We start from the raw sequence: 26,390 nt of genomic DNA, 5'->3' as shown, positions 1-26,390 counted from the left end.
ATCAAGTGTAGTACAGGCCCGGGCGGGGATCGCACGGGCTGGGCGGCGGCGGATCAGCGCGCGGACGCGAGCGCGCGCACCGTCACGGGCACGTCGACGCGCACCGGGACGGACGCGATGCGGGCCGCGCGCGGGGCCACGAGGGGCGTCGACGCGTCGACCACGCGGATCCCGCGCACCTCGACGGCGGCCGGCACGGGCACCGCGAGGAGGTCGCCGGCCGCGATGTCGGCGGGCAGCCGCACGGACGCCCCGCCGACCACCGCGGGGCGCGCGGCGGCGGTGGACGCGCGGCCGATCAGCCGGAGCTCCGACCAGGTGCAGGCGAGGCCCGCGATGTCGGCGTCGAGGAGCAGGGCGCGCGGGGCGTCGTCGGTCGCGGGCGCGACGGCGAGGATCCGGAGCACGACCGCCGAGGCCGACGCCGTGCGCGACGCGCGACCGCTGCTGCCGCGCTCGACCGTCGGGCCGGTGACGACGCAGGGCGTGCCGCGCTCCGCGGCGAGCGCGACCAGCGACACGTCGCCGACGCGCAGGTCGGTCGTGGTGGCGACGGTGCCCGCGGGCCAGAGGGCGGCGGCGAGCGGATCCGGGATGCTGCGGCGGAGCGACGGGAGGATCGCGGTGAGGGTCATGGCAGCAGGTCTACCGCCGCGGGCCGCGGTGCGAGCCCGCCCTCACGGAAGCCGTGCGCCGGGGGCCTGGACCCTCACGGGATCCGCACGGCGCGGGTCGACGCGCGCACCGCCACCCGCGAGCGGGCATGCTCGAGGGGACCCGTCCGCCGCATCCCGAAGGAGACCCGTGCCCGAGAACCGCGACCCCGCCCTCCCCTGGCTCCTCTTCGACATCGGCGGCGTGCTCATCACGCGGCCGGACGACATCGGCGCGCTGACCCGGGCGCTGGATCCCGAGGGCGTCACGGGTGAGGACGCCGAGGCGCGCGTGCGCGAGGCCTTCGACGCGCACCGCCAGGCGTACGACCGCGGCGGCAGCGCGCGGGAGTTCTGGGCCGCGGTCGCGGAGGACGTCGGCGCCGACGTCCCCGACGACGACGGCCTCGCGGAGCTGGTCGCGATCGAACGGCGCCGCTGGGCATCCCCCGACGACGAGGTCCTCGCCGCCCTCGACCGCGCTATCGCGACGGGCTACCGGCTCGCCGTGCTGAGCAACGCGCCGCACGAGCTCGCCGACGTGCTCGAGGACCCCGACGGCTGGGGCGCGCGCTTCGACCACGTCATGACGAGCGCGCGGCTCGGCATGGCGAAGCCCGACGCCGACGTGTGGCCCGTCGCCGTGGAGCGCCTCGGCAGCCCGGCCGGGCGGATCCTGTTCGTCGACGACAAGCCCGCCAACGTCGACGCCGCTCGGGAGGCCGGCATCCACGCGCACGTCTGGGAGGGCCTCGGCACGCTCGACCGGATCCTCGACGGCACGCTCTCCTGACGCCGGCGACGCCAGCGCAGCCGCAGCCGTCGCAGCCGCGCGCGGCACCCCGCGGCTAGGGCCGCTGCGCCGCCGCGAGCGTCATGCGCCCCTCGACGATCGCGGCCGCGATCTCCGGCATCGCCGTGCTGGTGCTGCGGGCCTCGTGGCGGATCAGCCGGAACGCCTCGTCCATGTCGACGCCGTGCGTGTGCGCGATGACGCCCTTGGCCTGCTCGATGACCACGCGGCTGTCGAGCGCGTGGCGGAGCTGGTCGTGCACGACGCTGCTGTCGCGGATGGCCCGCTCCTGCAGCACGCTGATGGTCGCCACGTCGGCGAGCGCCTGCGCGGCCGTCGCGTCGGCGTCGTTGAGGGCGCCCTCGTGATCGCGGAACAGGTTGAGGGATCCGATGACCTGGCCACGCAGCCGGAGCGGGATCGCGTGCACCGACACGTACCCGGCACCCGCGGCCTGCTCGGCGAAGGCCGGCCAGCGGTCGGCGATCTCGCGCACGTCCGCGACGGACACGACCTGTCCGGTCGTCACGGCCTCGACGCACGGGCCCTCGCCCACCTCGAGCTGCATGAGCCCGACGAGGCGGCTCTTCTCGCTCGTGGACGCGACGACCTCCAGGTGCTCGTCGTCCGGCCCGATGATGATGCCGGACGCGCTCGCGTCGAACAGCCGGGTGGCCTGGTCCACGAGCGTCTGCAGCAGGTCGAGCACGTCGTATCCGCTCACGAGCGAGTCGGCGAGGCTCACGAAGGTGTGGACGAGCAGCTCTTCCCGGGTCTCCGGCATCGTCGTGGTTCCTCTGGGTCGATCGGGCGGTCGGGCGGTCGGTCAGGAGCAGATGGTCCGCGTCAGCGGTCCGGGGTGAAGTCGAGGACGCGTGCCACGACGTCCTCGGCCACGTCCCGCAGGGGGCGACCCGTGGCGAAGGCGTGGCCGCGGAGCACGAGGAGCGCGTCCGCCGCGGGGATCCCCGTCTGCGCGACGACCATGCCGGTGGCCTGGTGCACCTCGCGTCGGGAGTAGCGGCCTGTCCATGCCCCATCCTCCTCCTGCGGCTCCTCGGCGGCCAGGAGAGCCCGGCGGAGGACCTGCCGCGCGACGATCCGGGACAGGGTGGTCGCGTCCGCCACCTCCTGGTCGGAGATGTCGCGCGCGGTGCGGGAGTAGAGGTCCACCGCGCCGAGGCTGAGGCCCGCGACGACGAGCGGGAACGCGAAGACCGCGCCGAGGCCGGTCTCGTGCATGGCGTGGCGGGCGAGCGGCCAGGTCGTGGCGGCGGATCCCTGCACGTCGCGCTCCAGCACGGGCCGCCGCGAGGTCATCGCCTCCCAGCACGGGCCCTCGCCGAGGTCGAGCTGGATCTCGTCGAGCCGCGCCGCGCGGTCGTCAGACGCGCACACGGTCTCGCTGCCGAGCGGATCCCCGAGGGTGGAGACGGCCGCGCCGCTCACGCCGAGGGCGGCGACGAGGGGGCCGCACAGGTCGGATCCCGCCGTGGTCGCGTCCTCGAGCGCCTCCGCGGCGTCGGCGACGGCCACGAGGCCGCGCCTAGGCACGCTCCGCCGCACGAGGGGCGATGACTGTGATCACGAGTGCCTCCAGGGGCCCGTCGAGTCCGCGAGATGGGACGCGGGGCGCAGGGACCGGGTACCGACCGCAGCGCCACCCTACCGTCGCGGGGCGCGCCGCCGCGGGCGCAGGGGACGGCGGAGAATGGATCCCATGACGCACCACGACGACGCCCCCGCCCGACCCGACATCGACCCGGCGGAGGCGGCGGGATCCGTCACCGTGGGGATCCTCGGCGCCGGCAAGGTCGGCACCGTCCTCGCCCGCCGCGCGATCGCCGCCGGGCACCCCGTGCTCATCTCCGGCTCCGGGGATCCGTCGCGCATCTCCCTCATCGTCGACGTGCTCGCGCCGGGCGCCGTCGCCACCACCTCGGCCGACGCGGCGGCCCGCGCCGACGTCGTGATCCTCGCCCTCCCCCTCGGCAAGCTCGCCTCCGTGCCCGTCGCCGAGCTCCGCGGCAAGCTCGTCGTCGACGCCATGAACTACTGGTGGGAGGTCGACGGCCACCGCGACGACCTGGCGAACCCCGCCTCCTCCACGAGCGAGCTCGTGCAGGACCTCCTCTCGGACTCCACCGTCGTCAAGGCGTTCAACCACATGGGGTACCACGACCTCGACGAGGGGCCCCGGCCCGCGGGCGAGCCCGGCCGCAAGGGCATCGCGGTCGCGGGCGACGACGACACAGCACGTGCCGCGGTCGCGGCCCTCGTGGACGCGTTCGGCTTCGACCCCGTCGACGTCGGCCCGCTCGCGGCCGGCCGCGTGCTCGAGCCCGGCCGCTCGCTCTTCGGCGTGAACGTGGACGCGGACGAGATCCGCCGCCTGGTCGCGCTGGAGACGGCGGACGCGCGCGCCGACGCCGGCTCCGCCGAGTAGCCGGCGCCCGGTGGACATCGGCGGATCCCTCGGCGAGATCACCCTCACGGTCGCGCTGCTGATGATCCTGGCGGCCCTCGCGGCCGGCTGGATCGACGCGGTCGTGGGCGGCGGCGGCCTGCTGCAGCTGCCGGCGCTGCTGCTCGTACCGGGGATCACGCCGGTGGAGGCGCTCGCGACCAACAAGCTCGCGTCGCTGTTCGGCACGTCGACGAGCGCGGTCACCTGGTACCGACGCACGCACCCGGATCTCCGCACCGCCCTGCCCATGGCCGCCGTCGCGCTGGCCGGCGCCTACGGCGGCGCGAGCCTCGCGGCGCTCCTGCCGTCGTCCGTCTTCAAGCCGCTCGTGGTGGTCGCGCTGATCATCGTGGCCGTCGTCACCATCGCCCGCCCGAAGCTCGGCGACGTGGCCGCGCTCCGCCACACCGGCCGGAAGCACCACGGGATCGCGGCGCTGCTCGGGCTCGTGATCGGCTTCTACGACGGGCTCATCGGACCCGGCACGGGCACGTTCCTGATCATCGCGCTCATCACCGCGCTCGGCTACGACTTCGTGCTCGCGAGCGCCAAGGCGAAGATCGTGAACGTCGCGACGAACCTCGGCGCGCTCGCCTTCTTCATCCCGCAGGGCCACGTGCTCTGGGCGCTCGCCCTCGGCATGGGCGTCGCGAACATGCTCGGCGGCTACGCGGGATCCCGCATGGCCGTCGCCCGCGGCAGCCGCTTCATCCGCATCGCGTTCATCGTGGTGGTCGCGGTGCTCATCGTGAAGGTCGGGTCGGACGTGGTGGCGGAGTGGGCGTAGTTGCGTACCATCAAAGCATTCAGCCGTTTGCAGACAAAGGGCCGCGAACAACTGGCTGATGCAAGTCCACCAGAGCCAACGTAGGCGAGTCGACGTGAAAACTCTTCGTGCTCAAAATAGGATGCCGAATGCTCCACCTATTTCACTTTCGATGATGCGGCGTCGAATGCTTGTCTGGAACCAGGCCGACGCCGCGAGCTCGTCAGGGACCTCGTTACTGTTTAGTAACACAATATATTGGCGCTCTTCTTCCGGCGACGAAAGCACCGCTTCCTGCACTTGCTCCAAAGCCGTCTGTGTTTGCACTGGGTCAACGCCGTCAAATACAACAGAGTCATGGATAAGGAATCCGGGGTGAACTTCCCTATTCGCTTCCCATAACAACGTCAAGTCATAACTGAAAAGCTTCATTTTCTTCACACCCGTGCTGCTTGACGCAGGCACAGTCAAATCCACTTTATACCCATCCTCGTCCACTTTGACAGTAAGGGCCCCGCCTTTGCCATAAAGCGACCTTATGACGGCGTCGAATCGAGTAGCGAAATGATCTAGTGTTGACTGGCGTTCCGCCAGGAGGTCTGCGGCGGTAACGCGTACTTCGCTTTTCCTGACATTAACTTCCTCCCTCGCGCGCGCCCACCTCCGAAGTGCGTCAAGCTGTAAATCGAGGTCGCGGACCACGGCTGCGAGCTCTATATGAGAGCGCTGCAAAGCAAGTAACTCGTCTAGCACACCACCAGCATGCACCTGCTCGAGAAGACGGGTCCTTTTTGCTAGAACTTTTTTCAGACGCCCCTCCAGGTCGTCCTTGCGCTCTCGCAGCTCTTCAAGTTCAACGCCTAAGTAAGCAACTCGATTTTGATAGATGCGCGCATGAAATTCCTCAACCTGATCTAAGCGAAGAAGCGCCTTCTTTTTTATGACTCCTGCAAGCTCTAGTCGAAGTTGATCAAGAGTTTCATTTGCGGATGGCTGCTGCGACTCGGCGAGGGAAGATTCATGCAGAGACATCATCTGCCGCGTCATGTATATCTCGTTACGAAGCCCGTTCACGTCCGCCGTAAGGTCGTCGGCTTGCTTTATGACGTCGTCTGGATCGTCGAGAAGCACGAAGTTTCGTGCATGTTCGGCTACCCGGTCGCGCTCGATGACAGCCTCTTGTCGCTCCATCAAAAGGTCTGCCTCATTTCCCACTACCGCAGCCACGTACTCCGAAGCGACAGCCGCATCAACTGCCTTATATGCCTGTTCCTCTTCTTTTAGTTTCGCCAGGCGATCGTTTACCGTCCAATCTAAACCCAATAGGTACGAAGTATGCATTCTTGATAGACGCGCTGACTGCTGAGCTATGATTTTTGTTGGATCGTCGGGCGCATTTGTCCTGACCACATAAGACAGCAAGGTCCGTGCGCTTAAAACACGATCCTCATCAGCCGCTAGCTCCGGTAAGCCGAACAAGGTCCACCCGAGCACCGACTTCCAAGTATCGAGACGAAAGACACCTTCGTCCATCAATGAAAACCAGGCGGGTCGCGGCCCATCGTTTAGCGCAATTGATATTAAGTTACGCTCCACACCGCAGCGCCTTGACGCCGTGACGATCGAGTCACCAATCTTGATCGTGAGGTCGAATCTCCAGTCATCATCAGCCAAAGGCTTAAATGCCTGGGGAAAACTGCCACCTAGACAGTAATTTATAGCCAGCAAGATGCTAGATTTACCACGCGCATTGCGGCTATCAGTCCGGGTGGCCTTCGCTGTCCGATCTGCTAAGACAACATTCATTCCCGAGGTGAACCGGATTGGCGTGAATGAGGGCTTATTTGCGCCAAGCTCGATAAGCATCAGGGCCCTTCCTTGGTGATCGCTTTACCGCCGAGCTCTTTGGTGATAAGTAAGTTACCTTCGAGCGTCAATAGATCCATTATGAAGAGTACGTCCAGAACTAAAGTGAAACGTTGAAAGTCTGAATGCGCGTCCACGCGGTCTCGAAATATGAACCAGGCCTCTCCTACATTACTGACAATCGGTAGCGCTGCCACGAGCCGCATTGATAGCCCCAAGAGCGAATCCTGTGGGAGAATGTATTTATTTGGCAGAAGCATCTGGGGCCTCAAACAGTTCGCAGATCTCGAACAAGTGCACGACGACTGCAATAGCGGCGGCTTCCAGGAGAGCCCCTCGCTTTACTCCCGCATTTTCCGACGCCACCGAGCATAAGTAGGCGAACAGCTCATCTCCGGCTAGGCCGCCTAATGCACCCTGCGCATATGACATCAGAAACCACTGCCGAACTCGATTGGCAAAGCCCGGAGAGATGCCTTCCGTAAAACTGATGTAAGCGGCAACCTGTGTGGTTTTTGATATGCCGACTTTTATGATCCGTCCGGACGCATCACTGAGATCGTTGCTTTTCATCTTTACCGTCACCTCAGGCGGCAAGACCAGTTCATCGATCTGGGCACGACTTGCCGATGGAAGCATGCGGACAGATGCGCAAATTGCTTCCAACTCTTCGAAACCAACCTCGCTCATAGCGTACAGCTGCCCCCGCGTGATTTCCCGCTCGTGCTCATGCTTCATGGCAATGAGCACTTCCTCCGTGTAGCGCTCCCTTTGCGAGTCCACGATTTTGTGATGCCTTTCGCACAACAGCATCAGGTTTGTGATATCGGCGCGCTGCGCATCAGTCATTTTCTTATCAAACCGAGCGCCGCCAGGGCTGACCGCGGCAATGTGCGCGATCTCAAAAGTCACGGTATCCACGTCAGCCGGATTAACCGCGTCTTCATATAAACGCTGGCCGCAATTTGTGAAAGCGCAAAACTGCCCGGAGCGCATGAGCAGAACTTTTAACTGTGCCGTACTTAAGGCGATTCTCGCGGCGATGGGAGCATCCTAGATCGAGTGAGTGAAATATCGCGACGATACCCGTATCGGCACAATCCCTACTATAAGCCGCCCTGATGATAGCCAGAGGGCTAATTGCTGCCCCGCGTTTGAGGGTCATGGCCTGGTGTGGCGTGCGTCAGTGTCGCAGCAGCCCTGTGCGTCGCGACTACCGCGCTTAGGGGAAGCAGATGCCCCCGCGTAGGAGTGTCGTGAGGTTCCCCGCGCCGCCGTGAGGGAACCGTATGGATGCGTGAGGACGCCCGCGCGCGAGGTGTCTAGTGGTGCCTCGTGCCCCGCCGGGCACCCGCGTCCGACCGGCCGCGGCACCCCTCATGGAGGATCCCCCGTGCTCGACCTCGTGTACATCGCAGGCGCCATCGTCCTGTTCGCCCTCGTCGGCCTCGTCGGCCGGGGGGTGGAGAAGCTGTGATCACCTCGTTCGCCGACGCCGCCGGCCTCGCCGCCGCCGTGCTCGGCATCGCCTCCGTGGTGTACCTCGTGTACGCCCTGATCCGCCCCGAGCGCTTCTGATGGACACGCTCGCCGGAATCCTCCAGGTCGCGTCCGTCGTCCTGGTCCTCGTCCTCGTCCACCGCCCGCTGGGCGACCTCATGGCGCGCATGTACGAGTCGCGCCGCGACCTGCGCGTCGAGCGCGGCGTCTACCGCCTCATCGGCGTGGATCCCCGCTCCGAGCAGACCTGGCCCGCCTACCTCCGCGCGGTGCTGGCCTTCTCGCTCGTCGGCGTCCTCGTCGTCTACGGGATGCAGCGCCTCCAGGCCCTCCTCCCCTACTCGCTCGGCCTCCCCGCCGTGTTCGAGGGCATCTCCTTCAACACGGCCGTCTCGTTCGTCACCAACACGAACTGGCAGTCGTATTCGCCCGAGGCGACCATGGGCTACACGGTCCAGCTCGCCGGGCTCGCCGTGCAGAACTTCGTGTCGGCGGCGGTCGGCATCGCGGTGGCCATCGCGCTCGTCCGCGGCTTCGCCCGCACGCGCAGCGGCACCATCGGCAACATGTGGGTCGACCTCATCCGCGGGTCGTTCCGCCTGCTGCTCCCGCTCTCGCTCGTCACCGCGGTGGTCCTCATCGCCGGCGGCGTGATCCAGAACCTCGCCGGCTTCCAGGACGTCCAGACCCTCACGGGCGGCACGCAGACCATCCCGGGCGGGCCGGTGGCCTCGCAGGAGGCGATCAAGATGCTCGGCACGAACGGCGGCGGGTTCTTCAACGCGAACTCCGCGCACCCGTTCGAGGACCCGACCGCGTGGACCAGCGCGTTCCAGGTGCTGCTGATGCTCGTGATCCCGTTCTCGCTCCCCCGCACCTTCGGCAAGATGGTGGGCGACACCCGCCAGGGCACCGCGATCGCGGCCGTGATGGCGACGATCTTCCTGGCCTCCTTCACCGCGCTCACGCTCTTCGAGCTGAACGGCGCCGGCACGGCCCCGATGGCGGCGGGCGCGGCGATGGAGGGCAAGGAGCAGCGCTTCGGCATCATCGCCTCGACGCTCTTCGGATCCACGTCCACGCTCACCTCGACGGGCGCGGTCAACTCGATGCACGACTCGTACACGGCGCTCGGCGGCATGATGCCGATGATCAACATGATGCTCGGCGAGGTCGCCCCCGGCGGCGTCGGATCCGGCCTCTACGGCATGCTCGTGCTCGCCGTGATCTCGGTGTTCGTCGCGGGCCTGCTCGTCGGCCGCACGCCCGAGTACCTCGGCAAGAAGATCGGGCCGCGCGAGATCAAGCTCGCGAGCCTCTACATCCTCGTCACGCCGATCCTCGTGCTCGTCGGCACCGCGCTGAGCTTCGCGATCCCCGCCGTCCGCGAGGACGTCGAGGGCACCTCGATCCTCAACGGCGGGCTGCACGGGCTGTCCGAGGTGGTCTACGCGTTCACCTCGGCGGCCAACAACAACGGATCCGCGTTCGCCGGCCTCACCGCCTCGACGCCGTGGTTCAACACGGCGCTCGGCGTCGCGATGCTGCTCGGCCGGTTCCTCCCGATCGTGCTCGTGCTGGCGCTCGCGGGATCCCTCGCGGCGCAGGACCGCATCCCCACCACCGCGGGGACCCTGCCCACCCACCGGCCGCAGTTCATCGGCCTCCTCATCGGGGTGACGGTCATCGTGACCGCTCTCACCTACTTCCCCGTTCTCGCGCTGGGTCCCCTGGCGGAAGGGCTCGCATCATGACCCCCATCACCCCCGAGGCCGAACCGCGCGAGGCCGCATCGCCCGCATCCGGCCCGACGCCGTCGCGCGCCCGCGCCATCGACGCCCGGCAGCTGGCCGAGGCGCTCCCCGGCGCGTTCCGGAAGCTCGACCCGCGCCTCATGTGGAAGAACCCCGTGATGCTGATCGTCGAGGTCGGCGCCGCGTTCACCACCGTGCTCGCGATCGCCGAGCCCTTCACGGGCGGATCCGGCTCCTCCGGCGGCAGCGCCGTGCCCGCGACCTTCACGGCCGGGATCGCCCTGTGGCTCTGGCTCACCGTCGTCTTCGCGAACCTCGCGGAGTCGGTGGCCGAGGGCCGCGGCAAGGCCCAGGCCGACAGCCTGCGCAAGACCCGCACCAGCACGATGGCGCACGTCGTCGCGTCCTACGACGCCGCGGGCGACCCGGGCGCCCAGCGCGCGGAGCTCCGCGAGGTCTCGAGCGCCGACCTCACGCTCGGCGACATGGTCGTCGTGGTGGCCGGGGAGTCGATCCCGGGCGACGGCGACGTCGTGTGGGGCATCGCCTCCATCGACGAGTCGGCCATCACGGGCGAGTCCGCCCCGGTGGTCCGCGAGTCCGGCGGCGACCGCAGCGCGGTGACCGGCGGCACGCGGGTGCTGAGCGACCGGATCGTCGTGCGCATCACCTCGAAGCCCGGCGAGACCTTCGTCGACCGCATGATCGGCCTCGTCGAGGGCGCGTCGCGCCAGCGCACGCCGAACGAGATCGCGCTGAACATCCTGCTGGCGAGCCTCACGATCGTGTTCGTGATCGTGGCGCTCACGCTCAACCCGATCGCCTCGTACTCCGCGGCGACCGTCAGCGTCCCGGTGCTCATCGCGCTGCTCGTCTGCCTGATCCCGACCACCATCGGCGCGCTCCTCTCCGCCATCGGCATCGCCGGCATGGACCGGCTCGTGCAGCGCAACGTGCTCGCGATGTCGGGCCGCGCGGTCGAGGCCGCGGGCGACGTCACGACGCTGCTGCTCGACAAGACCGGCACCATCACGTACGGCAACCGCCGCGCCAGCGCGCTGGTCGCGGTCGACGGCGTCGGCGCCGAGGAGCTCGCCCGCGCCGCGGCCATGTCGTCGCTCGCGGACCCGACGCCGGAGGGATCCAGCGTCGTCGACCTCGCGGTCGCGCAGGGCCTCGACACCTCGACGCTGCCCCGCGGCGTGGACGTGCCGTTCACCGCGCAGACCCGCATGTCGGGCGTGGACCTGCCCGACGGCACGGTCGTCCGCAAGGGCGCGTCGTCCGCCGTCATCGCGTGGCTCGAGGAGGGCGGCCGTCCGCTCCCGTCGACGCTGCACGAGGAGCTGACCACGGCCGTCGAGGCGATCTCGAACGGCGGCGGCACCCCGCTCGTCGTCGCGACCAAGGACGCCGCGGGCGCCGGCCGCGTGCTCGGCGTCGTGCACCTCAAGGACGTCGTGAAGGACGGCCTCAAGGAGCGCTTCGCAGAGCTGCGGGCGATGGGGATCCGGACGGTGATGATCACGGGCGACAACCCGCTCACCGCCCGCGCCATCGCCGCCGAGGCCGGGGTGGACGACCACCTCGCCGAGGCGACGCCCGAGGACAAGCTCGCGCTCATTCGCAAGGAGCAGGAGGGCGGCCGCCTGGTCGCCATGACCGGCGACGGCACCAACGACGCGCCCGCGCTCGCGCAGGCCGACGTCGGCGTCGCGATGAACACGGGCACGTCGGCCGCGAAGGAGGCCGGCAACATGGTCGACCTCGACTCGGATCCCACGAAGCTCATCGACATCGTGCGGATCGGCAAGCAGCTGCTCATCACGCGCGGCGCGCTCACCACGTTCTCCATCGCGAACGACGTGGCGAAGTACTTCGCGATCATCCCCGCGATGTTCACGGGCGTCTTCCCGCAGCTCGCGGTGCTCAACGTGATGCAGCTGCACTCGCCCGCGTCCGCGATCCTCTCGGCGATCGTCTTCAACGCGCTGATCATCGTGGCGCTCATCCCGCTGGCCCTGAAGGGCGTGGCCTACCGGCCGCTCAGCGCCTCCAAGGTGCTCAGCCGGAACCTGCTCGTCTACGGGGTCGGCGGCGTCATCGCCCCGTTCATCGGCATCAAGCTCGTCGACCTCGTCGTCAGCCTGATCCCCGGCTTCTGATCCCTCCCCGATCACCTCACGTCACCGATAGAAGGAAGCGCATGTCCTCCCCCCGCCAGTCCCTCCGCACCGCCGGCGTCGCCGTCCGCGCGATGGCCGTCCTCACCGTCGTCCTCGGCGTCGGCTACACGGCCGTCGTCACGGGCATCGGCCAGCTCGCGCTCCCCGCGCAGGCGGACGGCTCGCTCGCCACCGTCGACGGCCAGGTCGTCGGCTCGTCACTCATCGGCCAGTCCTTCCAGGACTCCGACGGCGCCGCCCTCCCCGAGTGGTTCCAGTCCCGGCCGTCGGCCGCGGGCGACGGCTACGACGCGTCCGCGTCCAGCGGCAGCAACCTGGGCCCCGAGAACGACACCCTGGTGTCCTCCATCGAGGACCGCAAGGCCGCCATCGCGGAGTCCGACGGCGTGGATCCGGCCACCATCCCGGCCGACGCGCTCACCGCGTCGGCCTCCGGGCTCGATCCTCACATCAGCCCGGAATACGCTCGGGAGCAGGTGGCCCGCGTCGCCGAGGCGAGGGGCATCCCCGAGCAGGAGGTCGCGCGCCTCGTCGACCAGCACGTGCAGGGACGCGACCTCGGCTACCTCGGGGAGCCGACCGTGAACGTGCTCCAGCTGAACATCGCGCTCGCCGGGCTCGGCGGCTGACGCCCGCACCACGCGGGCAAGGAAGAGAAGACATGAAGCGCGGTCGACTGCGGGTGCTGCTGGGAGCGGCGCCCGGCGTGGGCAAGACCTACGCGATGCTCGAGGAGGGCAAGCGGCTGCGCGAGGAGGGCGCCGACGTGGTGGTGGCGGTCGTGGAGACCCACGGCCGCACCGCCACGGCGGCGACGCTCGAGGGGCTGGAGATCCTGCCGCGGCGCGAGGTCTCGCACCGCGGGGTGGAGATCACCGACCTCGACGTGGACGCCGTCATCGCCCGCCGGCCCACGATCGCGCTGGTCGACGAGCTCGCCCACACGAACGCGCCGGGCGGCCGCAGCGAGAAGCGCTGGCAGGACGTGGACCTCATCCGCGACGCCGGCATCGACGTGATCTCCACCGTCAACATCCAGCACATCGCCTCCCTCAACGACGTGGTCGAGAAGATCACCGGGGTGCCGCAGCGCGAGACGATCCCCGACCGCGTGCTCCGCGAGGCGCACCAGATCGAGGTCATCGACCTGGCGCCCGAGGCTCTGCGCGACCGGCTCGCCGGCGGACGCGTGTACCCGGCCGAGCGGATCGACGCGGCCCTCTCCCACTACTTCCGGCTCGGCAACCTCACCGCGCTCCGCGAGCTCGCGCTCCTGTGGCTCGCCGACGAGGTCGACACCGCGCTCGCCGCCTACCGCGACGAGAAGGGGATCGACGCGAGGTGGGAGGCCCGCGAGCGCGTGGTCGTGGCGCTCACCGGCGGACCCGAGGGCGAGACGCTGCTCCGCCGCGGCGCCCGCATCGCCGCCCGGTCGGCCGGCGGCGAGCTCCTCGCGGTGCACGTCTCCAGCCAGGACGGCCTCCGCTCCGGCAGCCCCGAGGCGCTCGCCAGCCAGCGCGCGCTCGTCGACTCGCTCGGCGGCAGCTACCACCAGGTCGTCGGCGACGACATCCCGCGCGCGCTCGTCGAGTTCGCGCGCGCCTCCAACGCCACGCAGCTCGTGCTCGGCGTCAGCCGCCGCAGCCGCCTGGCCGCCGCGGCGACCGGGCCCGGCATCGGCGCCACCGTGATCCGCGAGTCCGGCGACATCGACGTGCACATCGTCACGCACGCGGCCGCGGGCGGGCGCTTCCGGCTCCCGCGGATCCGGGGCGGCGCGCTCAGCATGCGACGCCGGATCCTCGGCGCGCTGCTCGCGCTCGGCGGCGGCCCGCTGCTCACCTGGTTCCTGTCGGCGACGCGCTCGGATGACTCCATCACGAGCGACGTGCTCTCGTACCAGCTGCTCGTGGTGCTCGTCGCGCTCGTCGGCGGCATCTGGCCGGCCCTGTTCGCGGCCGTGCTCTCGGGCTTCACGCTCGACTACTTCTTCATCGACCCGCTGTACACGATCACGGTCGACGAGCCCATGCACATGCTCGCGCTCGTGCTCTACGTGGTCATCGCGCTGCTCGTCAGCTGGATCGTCGACCAGGCCGCCCGCCGCGCCCGCGTCGCCCGCCGCGCGGCCGCCGAGGCGGAGCTGCTGGCGACCGTCTCCGGATCCGTGCTCCGCGGCGAGGGCGCCGTGCACGCGCTCGTCAGCCGCACCCGCGAGGCGTTCGGCCTGCAGGGCGTGAAGCTCGTGGACCGCGGCGAGACGATCGCGTGGGACGGCGTCGTCACGGGCGCCGCCGCGACCGACGTGGCCGTGGGATCCCGCGGCGTCCTCACGCTCTACGGCGACGACCTCGAGGCGTCCGGCCGCCGCCTCCTCCGCGTCATCGCCGCGCAGCTCGACGCCGCGCTCGAGCACCGCGACCTCTCCGACACCGCCCGCGAGGTCGGCCCGCTCGCCCAGACCGACCGCGTGCGCACGGCCCTCCTCTCGGCCGTCAGCCACGACCTCCGCCGCCCGCTCAGCGCCGCGACCGCCGCCGTCTCCGCGCTCCGCTCCCCCGGCATGACCTGGGCCGACGGCGACCGCGAGGAGCTGCTCGCGACCGCCGAGGAGAGCCTCGGCACGCTCGCCGCCCTCGTCACCGACCTCCTCGACGTGAGCCGCGTGCAGGCCGGCGTGCTCGGCGTCCGCCTCATGGACGTGGACCTCGACGACGTCGTGCTCGCCGCCCTCGACGAGCTCGACCTCGGCCCCGCCGACGCCGTGCTCGACCTCGCGCCCGCGCTCCCGGGCGCCGTCGCGGATCCCGGCCTCCTGCAGCGCGTGGTCGTCAACCTGCTGAGCAACGCCGTGCGGCACGCGCCCGCGGGCGTGCCCGTGCGGCTCAGCACGAGCGCGTTCGCGGAGACCGTGGAGATCCGCGTCGTCGACCACGGCCCGGGCGTCTCGCCCGAGCGCCGCGACGACATGTTCGTGCCGTTCCAGCGCCTCGGCGACACCGACAACGCGTCCGGCCTCGGCCTCGGGCTCGCGCTCTCCAAGGGCTTCACCGAGGGGATGGGCGGCACGCTCACCGCCGAGGACACCCCGGGCGGCGGGCTCACGATGGTGGTCGCGCTGCCGGCGTGCCGGGCGGGTGCCGAGCCCGTCGCGGATCCGCCGGCTCCCGAAGGCGTCCCCGCGACCGCTCCGGAGGTGACCGCGTGAAGATCCTCATCGCCGACGACGACCAGCAGATCCTGCGCGCCCTCCGCATCACCCTCACGAGCCTCGGCTACGACATCGTCACCGCGGACGACGGCGCCGCCGCCATCCGCGCGGCCGTCGCCGAGAAGCCCGACCTCTACATGATCGACCTCGGCATGCCGCGGCTCGACGGCGTCGAGGTGATCCAGGCGCTCCGGCTCTGGTCGACCGCGCCGATCCTCGTCGTCTCCGGCCGCTCCGGCGCCGCCGACAAGGTGGAGGCGCTCGACGCGGGCGCCGACGACTACGTCACCAAGCCGTTCTCCATCGACGAGCTGCTCGCCCGGATCCGCGCCCTCGGCCGCCGCGCCGCCGCCGACGAGGACCGCTCGGCCGTCATCGCCTTCGCCGACGTGACGGTCGACCTCGCCGCCCGCGTCGTCACGCGCGCCGACCAGCGCGTGCGCCTCACCCCCACCGAGTGGCAGGTGCTCGAGCTGCTCGTGCGGAACCCCGACCGGCTCGTCTCCCGCCAGACCCTCCTCACCGAGATCTGGGGCCCCACGCACGTGAACGACAGCGGCTACCTCCGCCTCTACGTGGCGCAGCTGCGCAAGAAGCTCGAGCCGGATCCGTCGCACCCGCGGCACCTGCTCACCGATCCCGGCATGGGGTACCGGTTCGTTCCGGCGGGGGCGGGGCGCGCGCCGGGCGAGGAGTAGCCGCGGCGCATCGGCGACCAGGCGACGTGCGGATCCGCGAGCGTAGGCTCCCGTGGTGCCCACGAGATCCACCCGCTCCGCCCGTCCCGCCGCCCTCATCGCCTCCGTCACCGCCGCGCTCGGCGGCCTCACCGCCGCCGCCCTCGTGGTGCCGCGCCGGTTCGAGGCCGGCCGCCGCGAGCGCGCCGTGGTCCTCAACGAGACGCTCCCCGTGAACTCCGCCTGGTGGCGCGAGCACGCGCAGCTCGAGGGCGACCTCCTCTACGTGGCGCTCGGCGACTCGACCGCGCAGGGCATCGGCGCGAGCCGTCCGGTGAACGGCTACGTCGGGATCCTCGCCGACCGGATCCGCGCCTTGAGCGGCCGCTCGGTCCGCACCGTCAACCTCAGCGTCTCGGGCGCCCGCGTCGCCGACCTCGTCGAGTACCAGCTCCCCCGCCTCGCGAAGCTGCGGCCCGACGTGGTGACCCTCGCCATCGGCGCCAACGACATCCCCGCGTTCGAGCCGGTCGCCTTCGAGCGCGACCTCGGCCGGATCCTCGACGCCGTCCCGCCGACCACCGTCGTCGCCGACCTGCCGTGCTTCCACTTCCCCGCGAGCGAGCGGAAGGTGCGGGTCGCGAACGAGATCGTCCGCCGCCTCGCCACCGACCGGGGCCTCCGCCTCGCGCCCCTGCACCGCATCACGCGTCGCCAGACCGCGGTGCTCGCCATCACCCAGGCCGCCGGCGACCTCTTCCACCCGAACGACCGCGGCTACCGCGTCTGGGCGAGCGCGTTCCTGCCCTTCCTCCCGGCGACGGTGCGCGCGCTGGAGGTGTCGGGGCGCTGACGCGCTCGCGTCCGCCGGGACCGCGTCCCTAGGGTGGATCCATGGCCGACGAGACCCCGGACGCCCGCCCCACCGGCACGCTCTGGCTGGTCATCGGGCTCGTCTCGGGCGCGCTGCTCGTCACCGGCGCGGGCGTCTCGCCGTGGCTCTCCGCCGCTGCCTTCGCGCTGTCCGTCTTCATGTACGTGCGCGTCCGCGGGCGGGACCGGGCCCTCGCGCCCCCGCCGACCGGCACCCTCTGGTTCGTGGTCACGCTCATCATCGGCGCCCTCCTCATCACGGGCACCTTCGATCCGCCGTGGGTCGGCGCGGTCGCCCTCGCAGCCGCCCTGCTCCTCTACATCCGGGCGCTGGTCCGCCTCCGGGCCAGGCCTGCGTCCGACCCGGCACCCGGCGGCTGACCGGCGGGGCCGGCGCCTGCCACGCCCGACCGTGACGCATCCGCGGGGGCATGGTCCCCCGGTATCCCCACGTGCCGGAACGTGACCCCGTCGCGGCACCGACGGCTCACGCTCGCGGCACCGCCGCCCGACTCGGCACCCGATCGCCGCTCCGTAGCGTCAGGTGCATGAGCACCACCACCCGCACCATCCGCCACCCGCGCGCCGCCCGCGCGGCCCGTCGCACCGGCGTCACCTTCCCGCGCGCGACCCACGCGGAGCTCCTGAAGCTCGCGACCCTCCGCTCCACCCGCTGGACCGTCGCGCTGGTCGCCCTCGCCAGCGTGGCCATGAGCGCGGTGGTCTCCCTCGTGGCCAACCCGCTGCCCGCCGGCTCCTCGCCGTCGATGGCGGACGCGGGCACGGCCGCCGTGCTCACGCTGCCCCTGCAGCTCACCCAGATCGCGGTCGGCGTGCTCGGGGTGCTCGCCATGGGCTCCGAGCAGTCGAGCGGCACGATCGCCTCCACGCTCGCCGCGGTGCCGAACCGCCTCGAGGCGCTGGCCGCGAAGGCGCTCGCGGTCGCGCTGGTCGCGTTCGGGCTCGGCGTGATCCCCGGCCTCGCCGCCTACCTGCTGACGATCGGCACGCGCGCCGACATCGGCTACGACGGCAGCCTCGCGTCGTGGGGCGTGCTCGGCCCGCTGCTCGGATCCGGCGCCTACCTCACCCTGGTCGCCCTCCTCGGCCTGGCGCTCGCGACCCTGATGCGCAGCAGCGTGGCGGCGATCACCACGCTCGTCGCCGTGCAGCTCGTCCTCCCCCAGCTGGTCGGCCTGATCCCCGACCTCGGCGATGTCACCGCCTACGACCTGCTCCTCACGACCGCCGGCCGGATCCTCACGGGCACGACCGGCGGCATCGCCCCGCCCCCGACGACGCTCGTCGAGGTCGCCGCCGTCGCGGTCTGGGTCGTGATCCCGGCGGTCGTCGCGGCCCTCCTGTTCCGCCGCCGCGACGCGTAGGGCGGCCCCGTCCGGCGGTGTCGGTGCCCGCCGGTAGAGTCCCCCGCATGGCCCGCATCCACTCCACGTACCGCTGCTCGGAGTGCGGGTGGACGACCCCGAAGTGGGTCGGCCGGTGCGCCGAGTGCCAGAGCTGGAACACCGTCGCCGAGGTGTCGCAGACGCCCGCGGCGGCCGGCCGCGTCACCACGCTCACGCCCGCCGGATCCAGCCAGGCGCGGTCGATCATGCACGTCGGCACCGCGTCCGCCAGCCACATGCCGAGCGGCGTGGGCGAGCTCGACCGCGTGCTCGGCGGCGGCATCGTCCCGGGCGCGGCCATCCTCATGAGCGGCGAGCCCGGCGTCGGCAAGTCCACGCTGCTGCTCGAGGTCGCGGCGCGCGCCGCGGCGAAGGGCGCGAAGGTCCTCTACGTCACGGCCGAGGAGTCCGTCGCGCAGGTGCGCATGCGCGCCGAGCGCACGGGCGGGCTGCAGGAGTCGCTCATGATCGCGGCCGAGACCGACCTCGGCACGATCCTCGGCCACATCGAGCAGGTGTCGCCCGACCTCCTCATCGTCGACTCCGTCCAGACCGTCTCCAGCAGCACGTCCGACGGCCTGCCCGGCCACCCCGGCCAGGTGCGCGAGGTCGCCGTCACCCTCATCCGCGTCTGCAAGGAGCGCGACCTGCCGCTCCTGCTCGTCGGCCACGTCACCAAGGACGGCTCGATCGCGGGCCCGCGGCTGCTCGAGCACCTGGTCGACGTGGTCTGCCAGTTCGAGGGCGACCGGCAGACCTCGCTCCGCTTCATCCGCGCGCTCAAGAACCGCTTCGGCCCCACCGACGAGGTCGGCTGCTTCGAGATGGCGGGCGACGGCATCGTCGAGGTCCCGGATCCGAGCGGCATGTTCCTCTCGCGCGGCGTCCACTCGGTCTCCGGCACGTGCGTCACCGTCGCGATGGAGGGCCGCCGCGCCCTGCCCGTGGAGGTGCAGGCGCTCGTGGTCGACACGAAGGCGCCGCAGCCGCGCCGCGTCGTCAACGGGGTCGACGCGTCACGCGTCGCCATGCTCCTCGCGGTGCTCGAGAAGCGCGCCAACGTGCGGCTCTCGGATCGCGACGTGTACGTCTCCACGGTCGGCGGCGTGCGGCTCACCGAGCCCGCGGCGGATCTCGCCATCGCCGTCGCGCTCGTCTCCGCCGTCAACGGCAAGGCCATGCCGCACGACCTCGCGGCGTTCGGTGAGATCAGCCTGGCGGGCGAGATCCGCGGGGTCACGTCGGCGCCGCAGCGCGCGGCGGAGGCCCGGCGGCTCGGCTTCACGCAGATCGTCGACGCCGAGTGGGGGCCGCTCTTCTCCGCGCTCGGCCGCGCGTTCTCCCTCGCGAAGAGCGAGCGGGAGAAGGAGCTCGACGAGGCGTTCTGACCGACCCGCGCTGAAACAGGAGCGGCAACGGCAGCGGCAGCGCCAGCGCCGGGATCAGCTCGCGTCGACGTGCCCGGCCGCGTGCTCCCGCACGTGCGCCACGGCGTCGTCCACCACGTGCGTCACGTGCGTGTCGGCCACCTCGTAGCGGGCGATCCGCCCGGTGCGCTCCACGTTCACGAGCCCCGACGACCGCAGGACGCGCAGGTGCTGCGAGACGAGCGGCTGCGTCATCCCCGACTCCTCGACGAGCTCGGTCACGGTCATCTGCCGCGCGGCCAGCAGGCCCAGGAGCCCCAGACGCGACGACGACGACAGCACCTTGAAGAGGTCGGCTGCCTGCTCGAAGCCGGCGGGTGGGTACGTCACCTGATCGATCCTATGGCGACGGATCCCCGGAGACGACGACGGGGACCGGGCCTCATGGCCGGTCCCCGTCTCGATCCTCGCGCGTCGCCGCGCGCAGGATCAGTGCTCGTCGTAGTGGTCGCCGTGCTCGGCGTGCTTGTGGCCGTCGTGGACGAAGTCCACGTGGTCCTCGTGCGTGACGGTCTCGTGACCGCAGTCGGCGCCGTGCTGGTGCTCGGCGACGGTGTGCTCGGCGTGCTTCTCGGTGGTGTCGGTCATGGTGCGTCCTTCCGCGGGTGGAGCACCAGGATGACAGACGCATGCATGGATTGCAATGGATGCATCCAATCGAGAACCGTGGTCATGTGCGCACGGCCCCGCGGGTCAGTACAGGAGGAACGACTTCGACTGCGTGCTCTTCACGCCGGCCACCTCGACCGACAGCGTGTAGGTCGCGCCGCCCGCCGGGACGGCCGGGCGCTCCTTCTCCTGGCACGTGGTGGTCGACGAGCGCTGGCGCGACCACTGGAACGGGGACGACGTCTGCGGCGTGCGGGCGGCGAGCTCGACCTGCGCGTCCTCGGCGCCCGTCTGGCAGTCGGTCGACTTCCAGTAGACGTCGGATCCGCTCGAGATGGTGAACACCTGCGTGGTCGTCCCGAGGTTCGCGGTGCAGGGCTCCATGCCCGTGTTCGTCACGGTGAAGGAGAGCTTCGGGAGCACGCCCGCCTTGTAGGAGGGGGCGTCGGTGACGGGCGTGACGGTGAGCTGGCCCGCCGCGCAGGATCCGTCGGCGTTCGTCTCGGTGCCCGCGCTCGCGCTCGGCGTGGGCTCGGGGGTCGCCTCGGCCGCGGCGTCGTCCGAGCCGTCGTCGGCGGCCGCATCCGCGGTCGGGGTCGCGCTCGGGTCGGCGGTCGGGGTCGAGCCGCGGCCGAGGTTGGCGACGATGATCACGACCACCGCGATCACGGCCACCACGACGAGCAGGGCGAGCAGACGGCGACGGCGGTACACGGCCGCGGACGGGCGGCCTCCGGGCGAGGTCGAGGACATGACGACAGGGTACGGTCGCCCGCGCGCCGGGCCGGGTCGGCGCGCCCGCCGGTCAGAGCGCCTTGAGCATGCGCGTGTTGCCGAGGGTGTTCGGCTTCACGCGCGAGAGGTCGAGGAACTCGGCGATGCCCTCGTCGTGCGAGCGGAGCATCTCGTAGTAGATCTCCTGCGCGATGATCGACTCCGCGACCTCGTGGTACCCGTGGCGCGTGAAGAAGCCGACCTCGAAGGTCAGGCAGAAGAGGCGGCTGAGGCCGAGCTCGCGGGCGTCGTCCTCGAGGCGCTCGAGCAGCGCGTGGCCGACGCCGGTGCCGCGCGTGTGCGGGGCGGCGGCGAGGGTGCGGATCTCGCCGAGGTCCTCCCACATCACGTGCAGCGCGCCGCAGCCGACGACCTCGCCGGACGCGTCGACCGCGACACGGAACTCCTGCACGTTCTCGTAGAGCACCACGAGGTCCTTGCCGAGGAGGATGCCCTCCATCACGAGCGGCTCGACGAGCTGCTGGATCCGCGGCACGTCGCCGGTGCGCGCGCGTCGCACGGTCACGCCGCCCGCGGGCTCCGCTGACTCGACGACGACTGGCTCTGCGCTCACGATGACGACCCTCTCGATCCGCGGCTCGGGCGCCCGGATCAGGTGTCCAGCCTAGCGACGGGGCGTCTCCGGCGACCGGGGCGGGGCGGGCACGCCCGCGTCGCCTCCCGGCGTGAGCCGCGCGATCATCCGCGGCGCGATCCACACGATCGCCACGACGCCGACCACCGCCCGCAGCCCCGCGAACACGAGCACCCACCAGCCGACCCCGTCGCCGCCGACGAGCAGCGCGATCCCGATGACGACGAGCGCCGCGTCCGCGACGAACGGCACGCGCAGCCAGAACATGAGGCGCCGGACGGGATCCATGTCAGCCACGCGCGTCCGGTCCCGGCCGGTCTGCGACGGGCGCGCCCGAGGGCGGAGCCCAGCGGTCGGATCCCGCACCCGCCGCGTCCCGTGCCTCCGCCGCCCGCCGCACCACCGGCAGCCGCACGCCGAAGACCGTGCGGCCCGGCTCCGACTCGACCCACACCGCGCCGTGGTGCGCCGACACGATCGCCTGCGCGATGGCGAGGCCGAGGCCCGTGCCGCCGGTGGAGCGGGCGCGGGATCCGTCGCCGCGCACGAAGCGCTCGAACAGGGACTCCTGCAAGGCGGGCGGGATGCCGGGACCGTCGTCCGTCACGCGGATGACGGCGTGCGCCTCCGGACCCGCGCCCTCGACCGCGAGCGACGCGACCACGCGTGTGCCGGCCGGCGTGTGCGTGCGGGCGTTCGCGAGCAGGTTGACGACCACCTGGCGGAGCCGGGCGTCGTCGCCGGGGACGGTCACGGAGTCGTCGGGCAGGTCGAGGTCCCAGGCGTGGTCGGGCCCGGCCGCGCTCGCGTCGCCGACCGTGTCGAGGAGGATGCGCGTGAGGTCGACCGGATCCGACTCCAGCTCGCGCCCCTCGTCGAGGCGCGCGAGGAGCAGGAGGTCCTCGACGATCGTGGTCATCCGCACCGACTCCGACTCGATGCGCGACAGCGAGTGCGTCACGTCCTCGGGCAGCTGGTGCGGCCCGCGACGCGTCAGCTCGGCGTAGCCGCGGATGGAGGCGAGCGGCGTCCGCAGCTCGTGGCTCGCATCCGACACGAAGCGCCGCACCTTGGCCTCGCTCGCCTGCCGCGACGACAGCGCGTCCGCGACGTGCCCGAGCAAGCCGTTGAGCGCCGCGCCCACGCGGCCGACCTCGGTGCGCTCGTCGGTGTCGGATGCGGGCACGCGCGCCTCGAGGGCGACGTCGCCGCGATCCAGCTCCAGGGCGGCCACGTGGGTAGCCGTGTCGACGACGCGGTCGAGCGGCCGGAGCGCCCGGCGCACGATGAGCGTGCCCACGAACGCGGCGAGCGCGAGCGTGATCGCGGCGACCACCGTGATCACGACGACGAGCTGGTCGACCACGTCGTCCGCGGGCTTCGTCGGCAAGCCCGTGACGATGGTCGCGCCCGAGGACGAGGTGCCGGCCACGAGCCGGTAGCTGCCGAGCGCGCCGCCGAGGTCGACCGTGCGGGGGACGCCGTCGGTCGGCACGCTCTGCAGCTGCTGGCTCTGCCGCTGGGTGAGCTCCACCGCGCCCGCGCCGCCCGGCTCGCCCTCGGCGGCGTCGCGGTCGGCGATGTACCCGCCCGAGACCACGCCGTCGATGATGGTCGCGCTGATCGTGCCGACCTGCTGCCCGAACGCGCCGAGCCCGCCGGGAGGGGCCCCGGGGAAGCTGCCGTAGCCGCCCGGATCCCGGTCGACGAAGCTCTCGGAGCGCGCCGCCGTGGCCTGGAGCTGCTGGTCGACCTGCCGCATGAGCGACGCCTGCAGCGCGAGGATGCTGACCGCCCCGATGAGGAGGCTCGCGAGCGCCAGCAGCCCCACGACGCTGAGGACGAGGCGGCGGCGCAGGGTCATCCCGCGCGCGGCCGCGGAAGCACGTGCGGCCAGGCGGGCGCCGAGCGGAGAGGTCACTCCGCGGCCTTGAGCATGTAGCCGCTGCCGCGCACCGTGTGGATCATCGGGGTGCGCCCGGCGTCGATCTTGCGCCGCAGGTAGGAGATGTAGATCTCGACCACGCTCGACTTGCCGCCGAAGTCGTAGCTCCACACCCGGTCGAGGATCTGCAGCTTGCTCAGCACGCGCCGCGGGTTCCGCATCAGGTAGCGCAGCAGCTCGAACTCGGTGGCGGTGAGCTCGATCGGGGAGCCGGCGCGGGAGACCTCGTGGCTGTCCTCGTCGAGCGTGAGGTCGCCGACGCGGATCACGGGGTCGACGGTGTCGCTGACCACCAGCGTCGACCGGCGGATGAGGCCGCGCAGCCGGGCGACGACCTCCTCCAGGCTGAACGGCTTGGTGACGTAGTCGTCGCCGCCCGCGGTGAGGCCGGCGAGCCGGTCGTCGAGCGAGTCCTTGGCCGTGAGGAAGAGGACGGGGATGTCCTCGGCGTCGGCCCGCAGCCGCGACAGCACCTGGAGGCCGTCGAGGTCGGGGAGCATGATGTCGAGCACCACGGCGTCGGGCTTGAACTCGCGCGCGGCGGCGAGCGCCTGGTGCCCGTTCTCGGCCGTGCGGATCTGCCAGCCCTCGTAGCGCAGCGCCATCTGGAGCAGGTCGGTGAGGGACGCCTCGTCGTCGACGACGAGCACCCGGATGGGCGTCCCGTCGGCGCGGGTGAGGCGGGGCTGCGGGGCGGCGGCGGGCTGGAAGCCGGAGGTGGATGCGGTGGTCACGGGGTCCATCATCCGCATGTTCCTATGAACGAGCCATGAGGCGACCATGGGCCGGCTTCCGCTGTAGCGGATCAGGACAGGAACAGCGCCCCGCTGCGCAGGCCCTCCGCGATGAGGGCGTACAGGACCAGTGCGATCAGCATCGCGCCGATGATCCACGAGCTCACGTCCACGTCGCCGAGCTCCGGGTCCACGCGGCGCTCGAGCCGCCGTGCGGCACGCGCCCCGTAGGCGCACCCGATGCAGATGACCACGAGCGTCCCGACCACGGCGATGCCCGTCCAGCGCGCGAGCGCCGCCGCCGGTCCGCCCACCAGCGCGACCACCCACACCGCCAGGAGGCCCAGGCCGAAGACGACCCCGAGGATCCACCCCACGGCCTTCAGTCCCTCCTCCGCCACCGCAACCGACAGCTCCCGCGCCATGTCCTCGACGACGTGCCGATGGGGCCCCGGCAGCCGGTAGCGCGCGGCCTTCCGCTCGCGGCGCGTCATCCTGGCGGGGTCGGCGAAGTGCGCGCGGTGATCCGCGATCGCCGGAGCGAGCGCCGCGAGTTCCTCCGGCAGCGCGGCATCCGGCGGCAGCGCCAGGAAGGCCGGGATCTCGTGATCCCCGATCCCCGAGTGCGCGATCATCCGGGCCAGCCGGTCGCGCTCGACCTCCGTCGTCCAGCCGGGGACGCCGATGCCCCACCGGCCGGCCTGGTCGGGCGCGATGAGCTCGCGGTACAGCTCGGCGAGGGCGAGTCGGGCGTCGCCGTCGCGGGGGTCCTCGCGCAGGTGATCCTTGAGGAGGGCGAGCGCGTCGGTGCGGCGATCGTCGTCCCAGAGCAGGCGGGCGCGGGTCGGGGCGTCGGGATCGTCGGGCACCGGGTGATGCTGCCAGGTCGGCGCGCTCAGCGAGCGAGCAGCGCACGGGAGGCGCACGGGCGCCCGCGGACGACGACGGGCCCGGCGCATGGCGCGCCGGGCCCGTCGTGTCGTGCGGGTGCGGGTGCGGGAGCTAGTGCCCCTCGTCCGTCGCGCGCGTGACGGTCTCGCCGTCGACGCTCGCGCGGTCCTCCTTCTGCTTGTCGCCGCGGGTCTTCGCGAGGCTCGCGACCGTGGCGACCGTGATGGTCGCGCCGATGAAGAGGAGCGAGAACCAGATCGGGATCTCGGGCGCCCAGAGCATCGGCTCGCCGCCGTTGATGAAGGGCAGCTCGTTCACGTGCATCGCGTGCAGCACGAGCTTGAGGCCGATGAACGCGAGGATCACGGCGAGGCCCTGCGACAGGTAGACCAGGCGCTCGAGCAGGCCGCCGATGAGGAAGTACAGCTGGCGGAGGCCCATCAGCGCGAAAGCGTTCGCGGTGAAGACGATGTAGGCCTCGTTCGTGAGGCCGTAGATCGCGGGGATCGAGTCGAGCGCGAACACCAGGTCGACGAAGCCGATCGCGATGACGCAGAGCAGCAGCGGGGTGACGAAGCGCTTGCCGTCGATCTTGGTGGTGAAGCGGTCGCCGACGAAGTCGTCGTGGACGGGGAGGATCCGGCGGGCGATGCGCACGAACATGTTGTCCGCCGCGTTGCCGCCGTGGTCGCCCTTGATCTGCTGGTACGCGAGCACGAACAGCAGCGCGCCGAAGATGTAGAAGACCCAGGAGAAGTTCTCGATGAGCGCGGCGCCGAGCGCGATGAAGCCGGCGCGCATGATCAGCGCGATGACGATGCCGATCATCAGCACCTTCTGCTGGTACTTCCGCGGCACGGCGAACCCGGTCATGATCAGCAGGAACACGAACAGGTTGTCGATCGACAGGGCCTTCTCGGTGAGGTATCCGGCGAAGTACTCGCCGCCGTAGCCCCAGCCGCTGGTGAAGCCGATGCCGACGCCGAAGATCAGGGCGAGGCCGATGTAGAAGGCCGACCAGCGAGCGGACTCGCCGATCGTGGGCTCGTGCGGCTTGCGCACGTGGGTGAAGAACTCGTAGACGAAGAACGCGATGGTGACCGCGATCGTGATGAGCCAGGTGGTCGTGGTGATGTTCACGGGGGTCTCCGGTGATGAGGCCGACGGGAATCGGAACGGCTAGGTGGCGCGCGGACGCCCCCATGATCCCATGCAGGATCTCCTCACACCGGGGAAATGCCTGCGATGACGCTCCGCGGATCG

Annotated in this window: 28 protein-coding genes; 14 read left to right on the top strand and 14 right to left on the bottom strand. The window is 71.0% G+C overall.

From position 1 onward, the window contains the following. Positions 1-53: 53 nt before the first annotated feature. Positions 54-635 (bottom strand): hypothetical protein, encoded by a 582-nt coding sequence (locus tag ACMT9T_RS11615; protein WP_414745674.1) that lies wholly within the window; start codon positions 633-635, stop codon positions 54-56. 169 nt (positions 636-804) lie between these two features. Here ACMT9T_RS11615 and ACMT9T_RS11610 point away from each other — a divergent pair, with 169 nt between their 5' ends. Next, positions 805-1,446 carry an HAD family hydrolase gene (locus ACMT9T_RS11610; protein ID WP_414745673.1) on the top strand — a complete coding sequence of 214 codons (642 nt, stop codon included), beginning with the start codon at positions 805-807 and terminating at the stop codon, positions 1,444-1,446. Positions 1,447-1,501: 55 nt separating this feature from the next. Here ACMT9T_RS11610 and ACMT9T_RS11605 read toward each other — a convergent pair whose 3' ends face one another. After that, positions 1,502-2,230, bottom strand: coding sequence for an ANTAR domain-containing protein (locus ACMT9T_RS11605; RefSeq protein WP_414745672.1), 729 nt, complete (start codon positions 2,228-2,230; stop codon positions 1,502-1,504). Positions 2,231-2,292: 62 nt separating this feature from the next. Then, positions 2,293-2,982: a GAF and ANTAR domain-containing protein gene (locus tag ACMT9T_RS11600; protein WP_414745671.1), complete on the bottom strand. Its 690-nt coding sequence runs from the start codon at positions 2,980-2,982 to the stop codon at positions 2,293-2,295. 184 nt (positions 2,983-3,166) lie between these two features. Here ACMT9T_RS11600 and ACMT9T_RS11595 point away from each other — a divergent pair, with 184 nt between their 5' ends. Both ACMT9T_RS11595 and ACMT9T_RS11590 read left to right on the top strand, forming a co-directional pair. Then, positions 3,167-3,892 carry an NADPH-dependent F420 reductase gene (locus ACMT9T_RS11595; protein ID WP_414745670.1) on the top strand — a complete coding sequence of 242 codons (726 nt, stop codon included), beginning with the start codon at positions 3,167-3,169 and terminating at the stop codon, positions 3,890-3,892. A gap of 10 nt (positions 3,893-3,902) precedes the next feature. Further along, a complete protein-coding gene (locus tag ACMT9T_RS11590; RefSeq protein ID WP_414745669.1) occupies positions 3,903-4,700 on the top strand; it encodes a sulfite exporter TauE/SafE family protein in 798 nt (265 codons plus the stop codon). Positions 4,701-4,811: 111 nt separating this feature from the next. On the opposite strand, the gene ACMT9T_RS11585 is transcribed toward ACMT9T_RS11590, so the two are convergent. Then, a complete protein-coding gene (locus tag ACMT9T_RS11585; protein ID WP_414745668.1) occupies positions 4,812-6,545 on the bottom strand; it encodes a DUF2326 domain-containing protein in 1,734 nt (577 codons plus the stop codon). 243 nt (positions 6,546-6,788) lie between these two features. Beyond that, complete coding sequence (locus ACMT9T_RS11580; protein WP_414745667.1) at positions 6,789-7,541, bottom strand: hypothetical protein; 753 nt, start codon at positions 7,539-7,541, stop codon at positions 6,789-6,791. 301 nt (positions 7,542-7,842) lie between these two features. Between ACMT9T_RS11580 and ACMT9T_RS11575 the strand changes: the two genes are divergently transcribed. The 11 genes from ACMT9T_RS11575 (at position 7,843) to radA (ending at position 19,540) form a co-directional block, all read left to right on the top strand. Then, the gene (locus ACMT9T_RS11575) at positions 7,843-8,022 is read left to right on the top strand and encodes a hypothetical protein (RefSeq protein ID WP_414745666.1); all 180 of its coding nucleotides are present in this window, start codon (positions 7,843-7,845) and stop codon (positions 8,020-8,022) included. Next, positions 8,019-8,123, top strand: coding sequence for a K(+)-transporting ATPase subunit F (gene kdpF, locus ACMT9T_RS11570; protein ID WP_043668301.1), 105 nt, complete (start codon positions 8,019-8,021; stop codon positions 8,121-8,123). The genes ACMT9T_RS11575 and kdpF overlap by 4 nt, the downstream gene beginning before the upstream one ends. After that, the gene (kdpA, locus tag ACMT9T_RS11565) at positions 8,123-9,799 is read left to right on the top strand and encodes a potassium-transporting ATPase subunit KdpA (protein WP_414745665.1); all 1,677 of its coding nucleotides are present in this window, start codon (positions 8,123-8,125) and stop codon (positions 9,797-9,799) included. Before kdpF ends, kdpA begins: the two co-directional genes overlap by 1 nt. Next, complete coding sequence (kdpB, locus tag ACMT9T_RS11560; RefSeq protein ID WP_414745664.1) at positions 9,796-11,964, top strand: potassium-transporting ATPase subunit KdpB; 2,169 nt, start codon at positions 9,796-9,798, stop codon at positions 11,962-11,964. Before kdpA ends, kdpB begins: the two co-directional genes overlap by 4 nt. 41 nt (positions 11,965-12,005) lie before the next feature. After that, positions 12,006-12,614, top strand: a complete 609-nt coding sequence (gene kdpC, locus ACMT9T_RS11555; protein ID WP_414745663.1) for a potassium-transporting ATPase subunit KdpC — start codon at positions 12,006-12,008, stop codon at positions 12,612-12,614. Between the two features lie 32 nt (positions 12,615-12,646). Next, positions 12,647-15,193 (top strand): DUF4118 domain-containing protein, encoded by a 2,547-nt coding sequence (locus tag ACMT9T_RS11550; RefSeq protein WP_414745662.1) that lies wholly within the window; start codon positions 12,647-12,649, stop codon positions 15,191-15,193. Then, positions 15,190-15,894, top strand: a complete 705-nt coding sequence (locus ACMT9T_RS11545; protein WP_414745661.1) for a response regulator — start codon at positions 15,190-15,192, stop codon at positions 15,892-15,894. Before ACMT9T_RS11550 ends, ACMT9T_RS11545 begins: the two co-directional genes overlap by 4 nt. 55 nt (positions 15,895-15,949) lie before the next feature. Next, positions 15,950-16,726, top strand: coding sequence for an SGNH/GDSL hydrolase family protein (locus tag ACMT9T_RS11540; RefSeq protein WP_414745660.1), 777 nt, complete (start codon positions 15,950-15,952; stop codon positions 16,724-16,726). 41 nt (positions 16,727-16,767) lie between these two features. Beyond that, positions 16,768-17,127 (top strand): hypothetical protein, encoded by a 360-nt coding sequence (locus ACMT9T_RS11535; protein ID WP_414745659.1) that lies wholly within the window; start codon positions 16,768-16,770, stop codon positions 17,125-17,127. A gap of 167 nt (positions 17,128-17,294) precedes the next feature. After that, positions 17,295-18,131 (top strand): ABC transporter permease subunit, encoded by an 837-nt coding sequence (locus tag ACMT9T_RS11530; RefSeq protein ID WP_414745658.1) that lies wholly within the window; start codon positions 17,295-17,297, stop codon positions 18,129-18,131. Between the two features lie 47 nt (positions 18,132-18,178). Next, positions 18,179-19,540: a DNA repair protein RadA gene (radA, locus tag ACMT9T_RS11525; protein WP_045529847.1), complete on the top strand. Its 1,362-nt coding sequence runs from the start codon at positions 18,179-18,181 to the stop codon at positions 19,538-19,540. A gap of 54 nt (positions 19,541-19,594) precedes the next feature. Here the strand turns inward: radA and ACMT9T_RS11520 are convergent, their stop codons facing one another. The 9 genes from ACMT9T_RS11520 to ACMT9T_RS11480 all read right to left on the bottom strand — a co-directional run bounded on the left by ACMT9T_RS11520 (position 19,595) and on the right by ACMT9T_RS11480 (position 26,267). Beyond that, the gene (locus ACMT9T_RS11520) at positions 19,595-19,909 is read right to left on the bottom strand and encodes an ArsR/SmtB family transcription factor (RefSeq protein WP_414745657.1); all 315 of its coding nucleotides are present in this window, start codon (positions 19,907-19,909) and stop codon (positions 19,595-19,597) included. Positions 19,910-20,008: 99 nt separating this feature from the next. Next, entirely contained in the window at positions 20,009-20,167 is a 159-nt protein-coding gene (locus ACMT9T_RS11515) for a hypothetical protein (RefSeq protein ID WP_043668269.1), read from the bottom strand. A 105-nt stretch (positions 20,168-20,272) separates the two neighbouring features. Next, the gene (locus tag ACMT9T_RS11510) at positions 20,273-20,941 is read right to left on the bottom strand and encodes a hypothetical protein (protein WP_414745656.1); all 669 of its coding nucleotides are present in this window, start codon (positions 20,939-20,941) and stop codon (positions 20,273-20,275) included. 52 nt (positions 20,942-20,993) lie between these two features. Then, positions 20,994-21,536: an amino-acid N-acetyltransferase gene (locus ACMT9T_RS11505; RefSeq protein ID WP_414745655.1), complete on the bottom strand. Its 543-nt coding sequence runs from the start codon at positions 21,534-21,536 to the stop codon at positions 20,994-20,996. Positions 21,537-21,587: 51 nt separating this feature from the next. Then, positions 21,588-21,845, bottom strand: coding sequence for a hypothetical protein (locus ACMT9T_RS11500; protein WP_414745887.1), 258 nt, complete (start codon positions 21,843-21,845; stop codon positions 21,588-21,590). 1 nt (position 21,846) lies between these two features. Further along, entirely contained in the window at positions 21,847-23,421 is a 1,575-nt protein-coding gene (locus ACMT9T_RS11495; RefSeq protein WP_414745886.1) for a sensor histidine kinase, read from the bottom strand. Between the two features lie 53 nt (positions 23,422-23,474). Further along, positions 23,475-24,248: a response regulator transcription factor gene (locus ACMT9T_RS11490; RefSeq protein WP_414745654.1), complete on the bottom strand. Its 774-nt coding sequence runs from the start codon at positions 24,246-24,248 to the stop codon at positions 23,475-23,477. A gap of 59 nt (positions 24,249-24,307) precedes the next feature. Further along, the gene (locus ACMT9T_RS11485) at positions 24,308-25,105 is read right to left on the bottom strand and encodes a tetratricopeptide repeat protein (protein ID WP_414745653.1); all 798 of its coding nucleotides are present in this window, start codon (positions 25,103-25,105) and stop codon (positions 24,308-24,310) included. Positions 25,106-25,238: 133 nt separating this feature from the next. Next, positions 25,239-26,267, bottom strand: a complete 1,029-nt coding sequence (locus ACMT9T_RS11480; RefSeq protein ID WP_414745652.1) for a TerC family protein — start codon at positions 26,265-26,267, stop codon at positions 25,239-25,241. Between the last annotated feature and the right edge of the window lie 123 nt (positions 26,268-26,390).

The organism is Clavibacter vidaverae, from assembly GCF_047529985.1.
Lineage (GTDB): Bacteria > Actinomycetota > Actinomycetes > Actinomycetales > Microbacteriaceae > Clavibacter > Clavibacter nebraskensis_A.
Note: the sequence above shows the minus strand (reverse complement) of the source record. Positions and strands in the feature narration are given on the sequence as shown.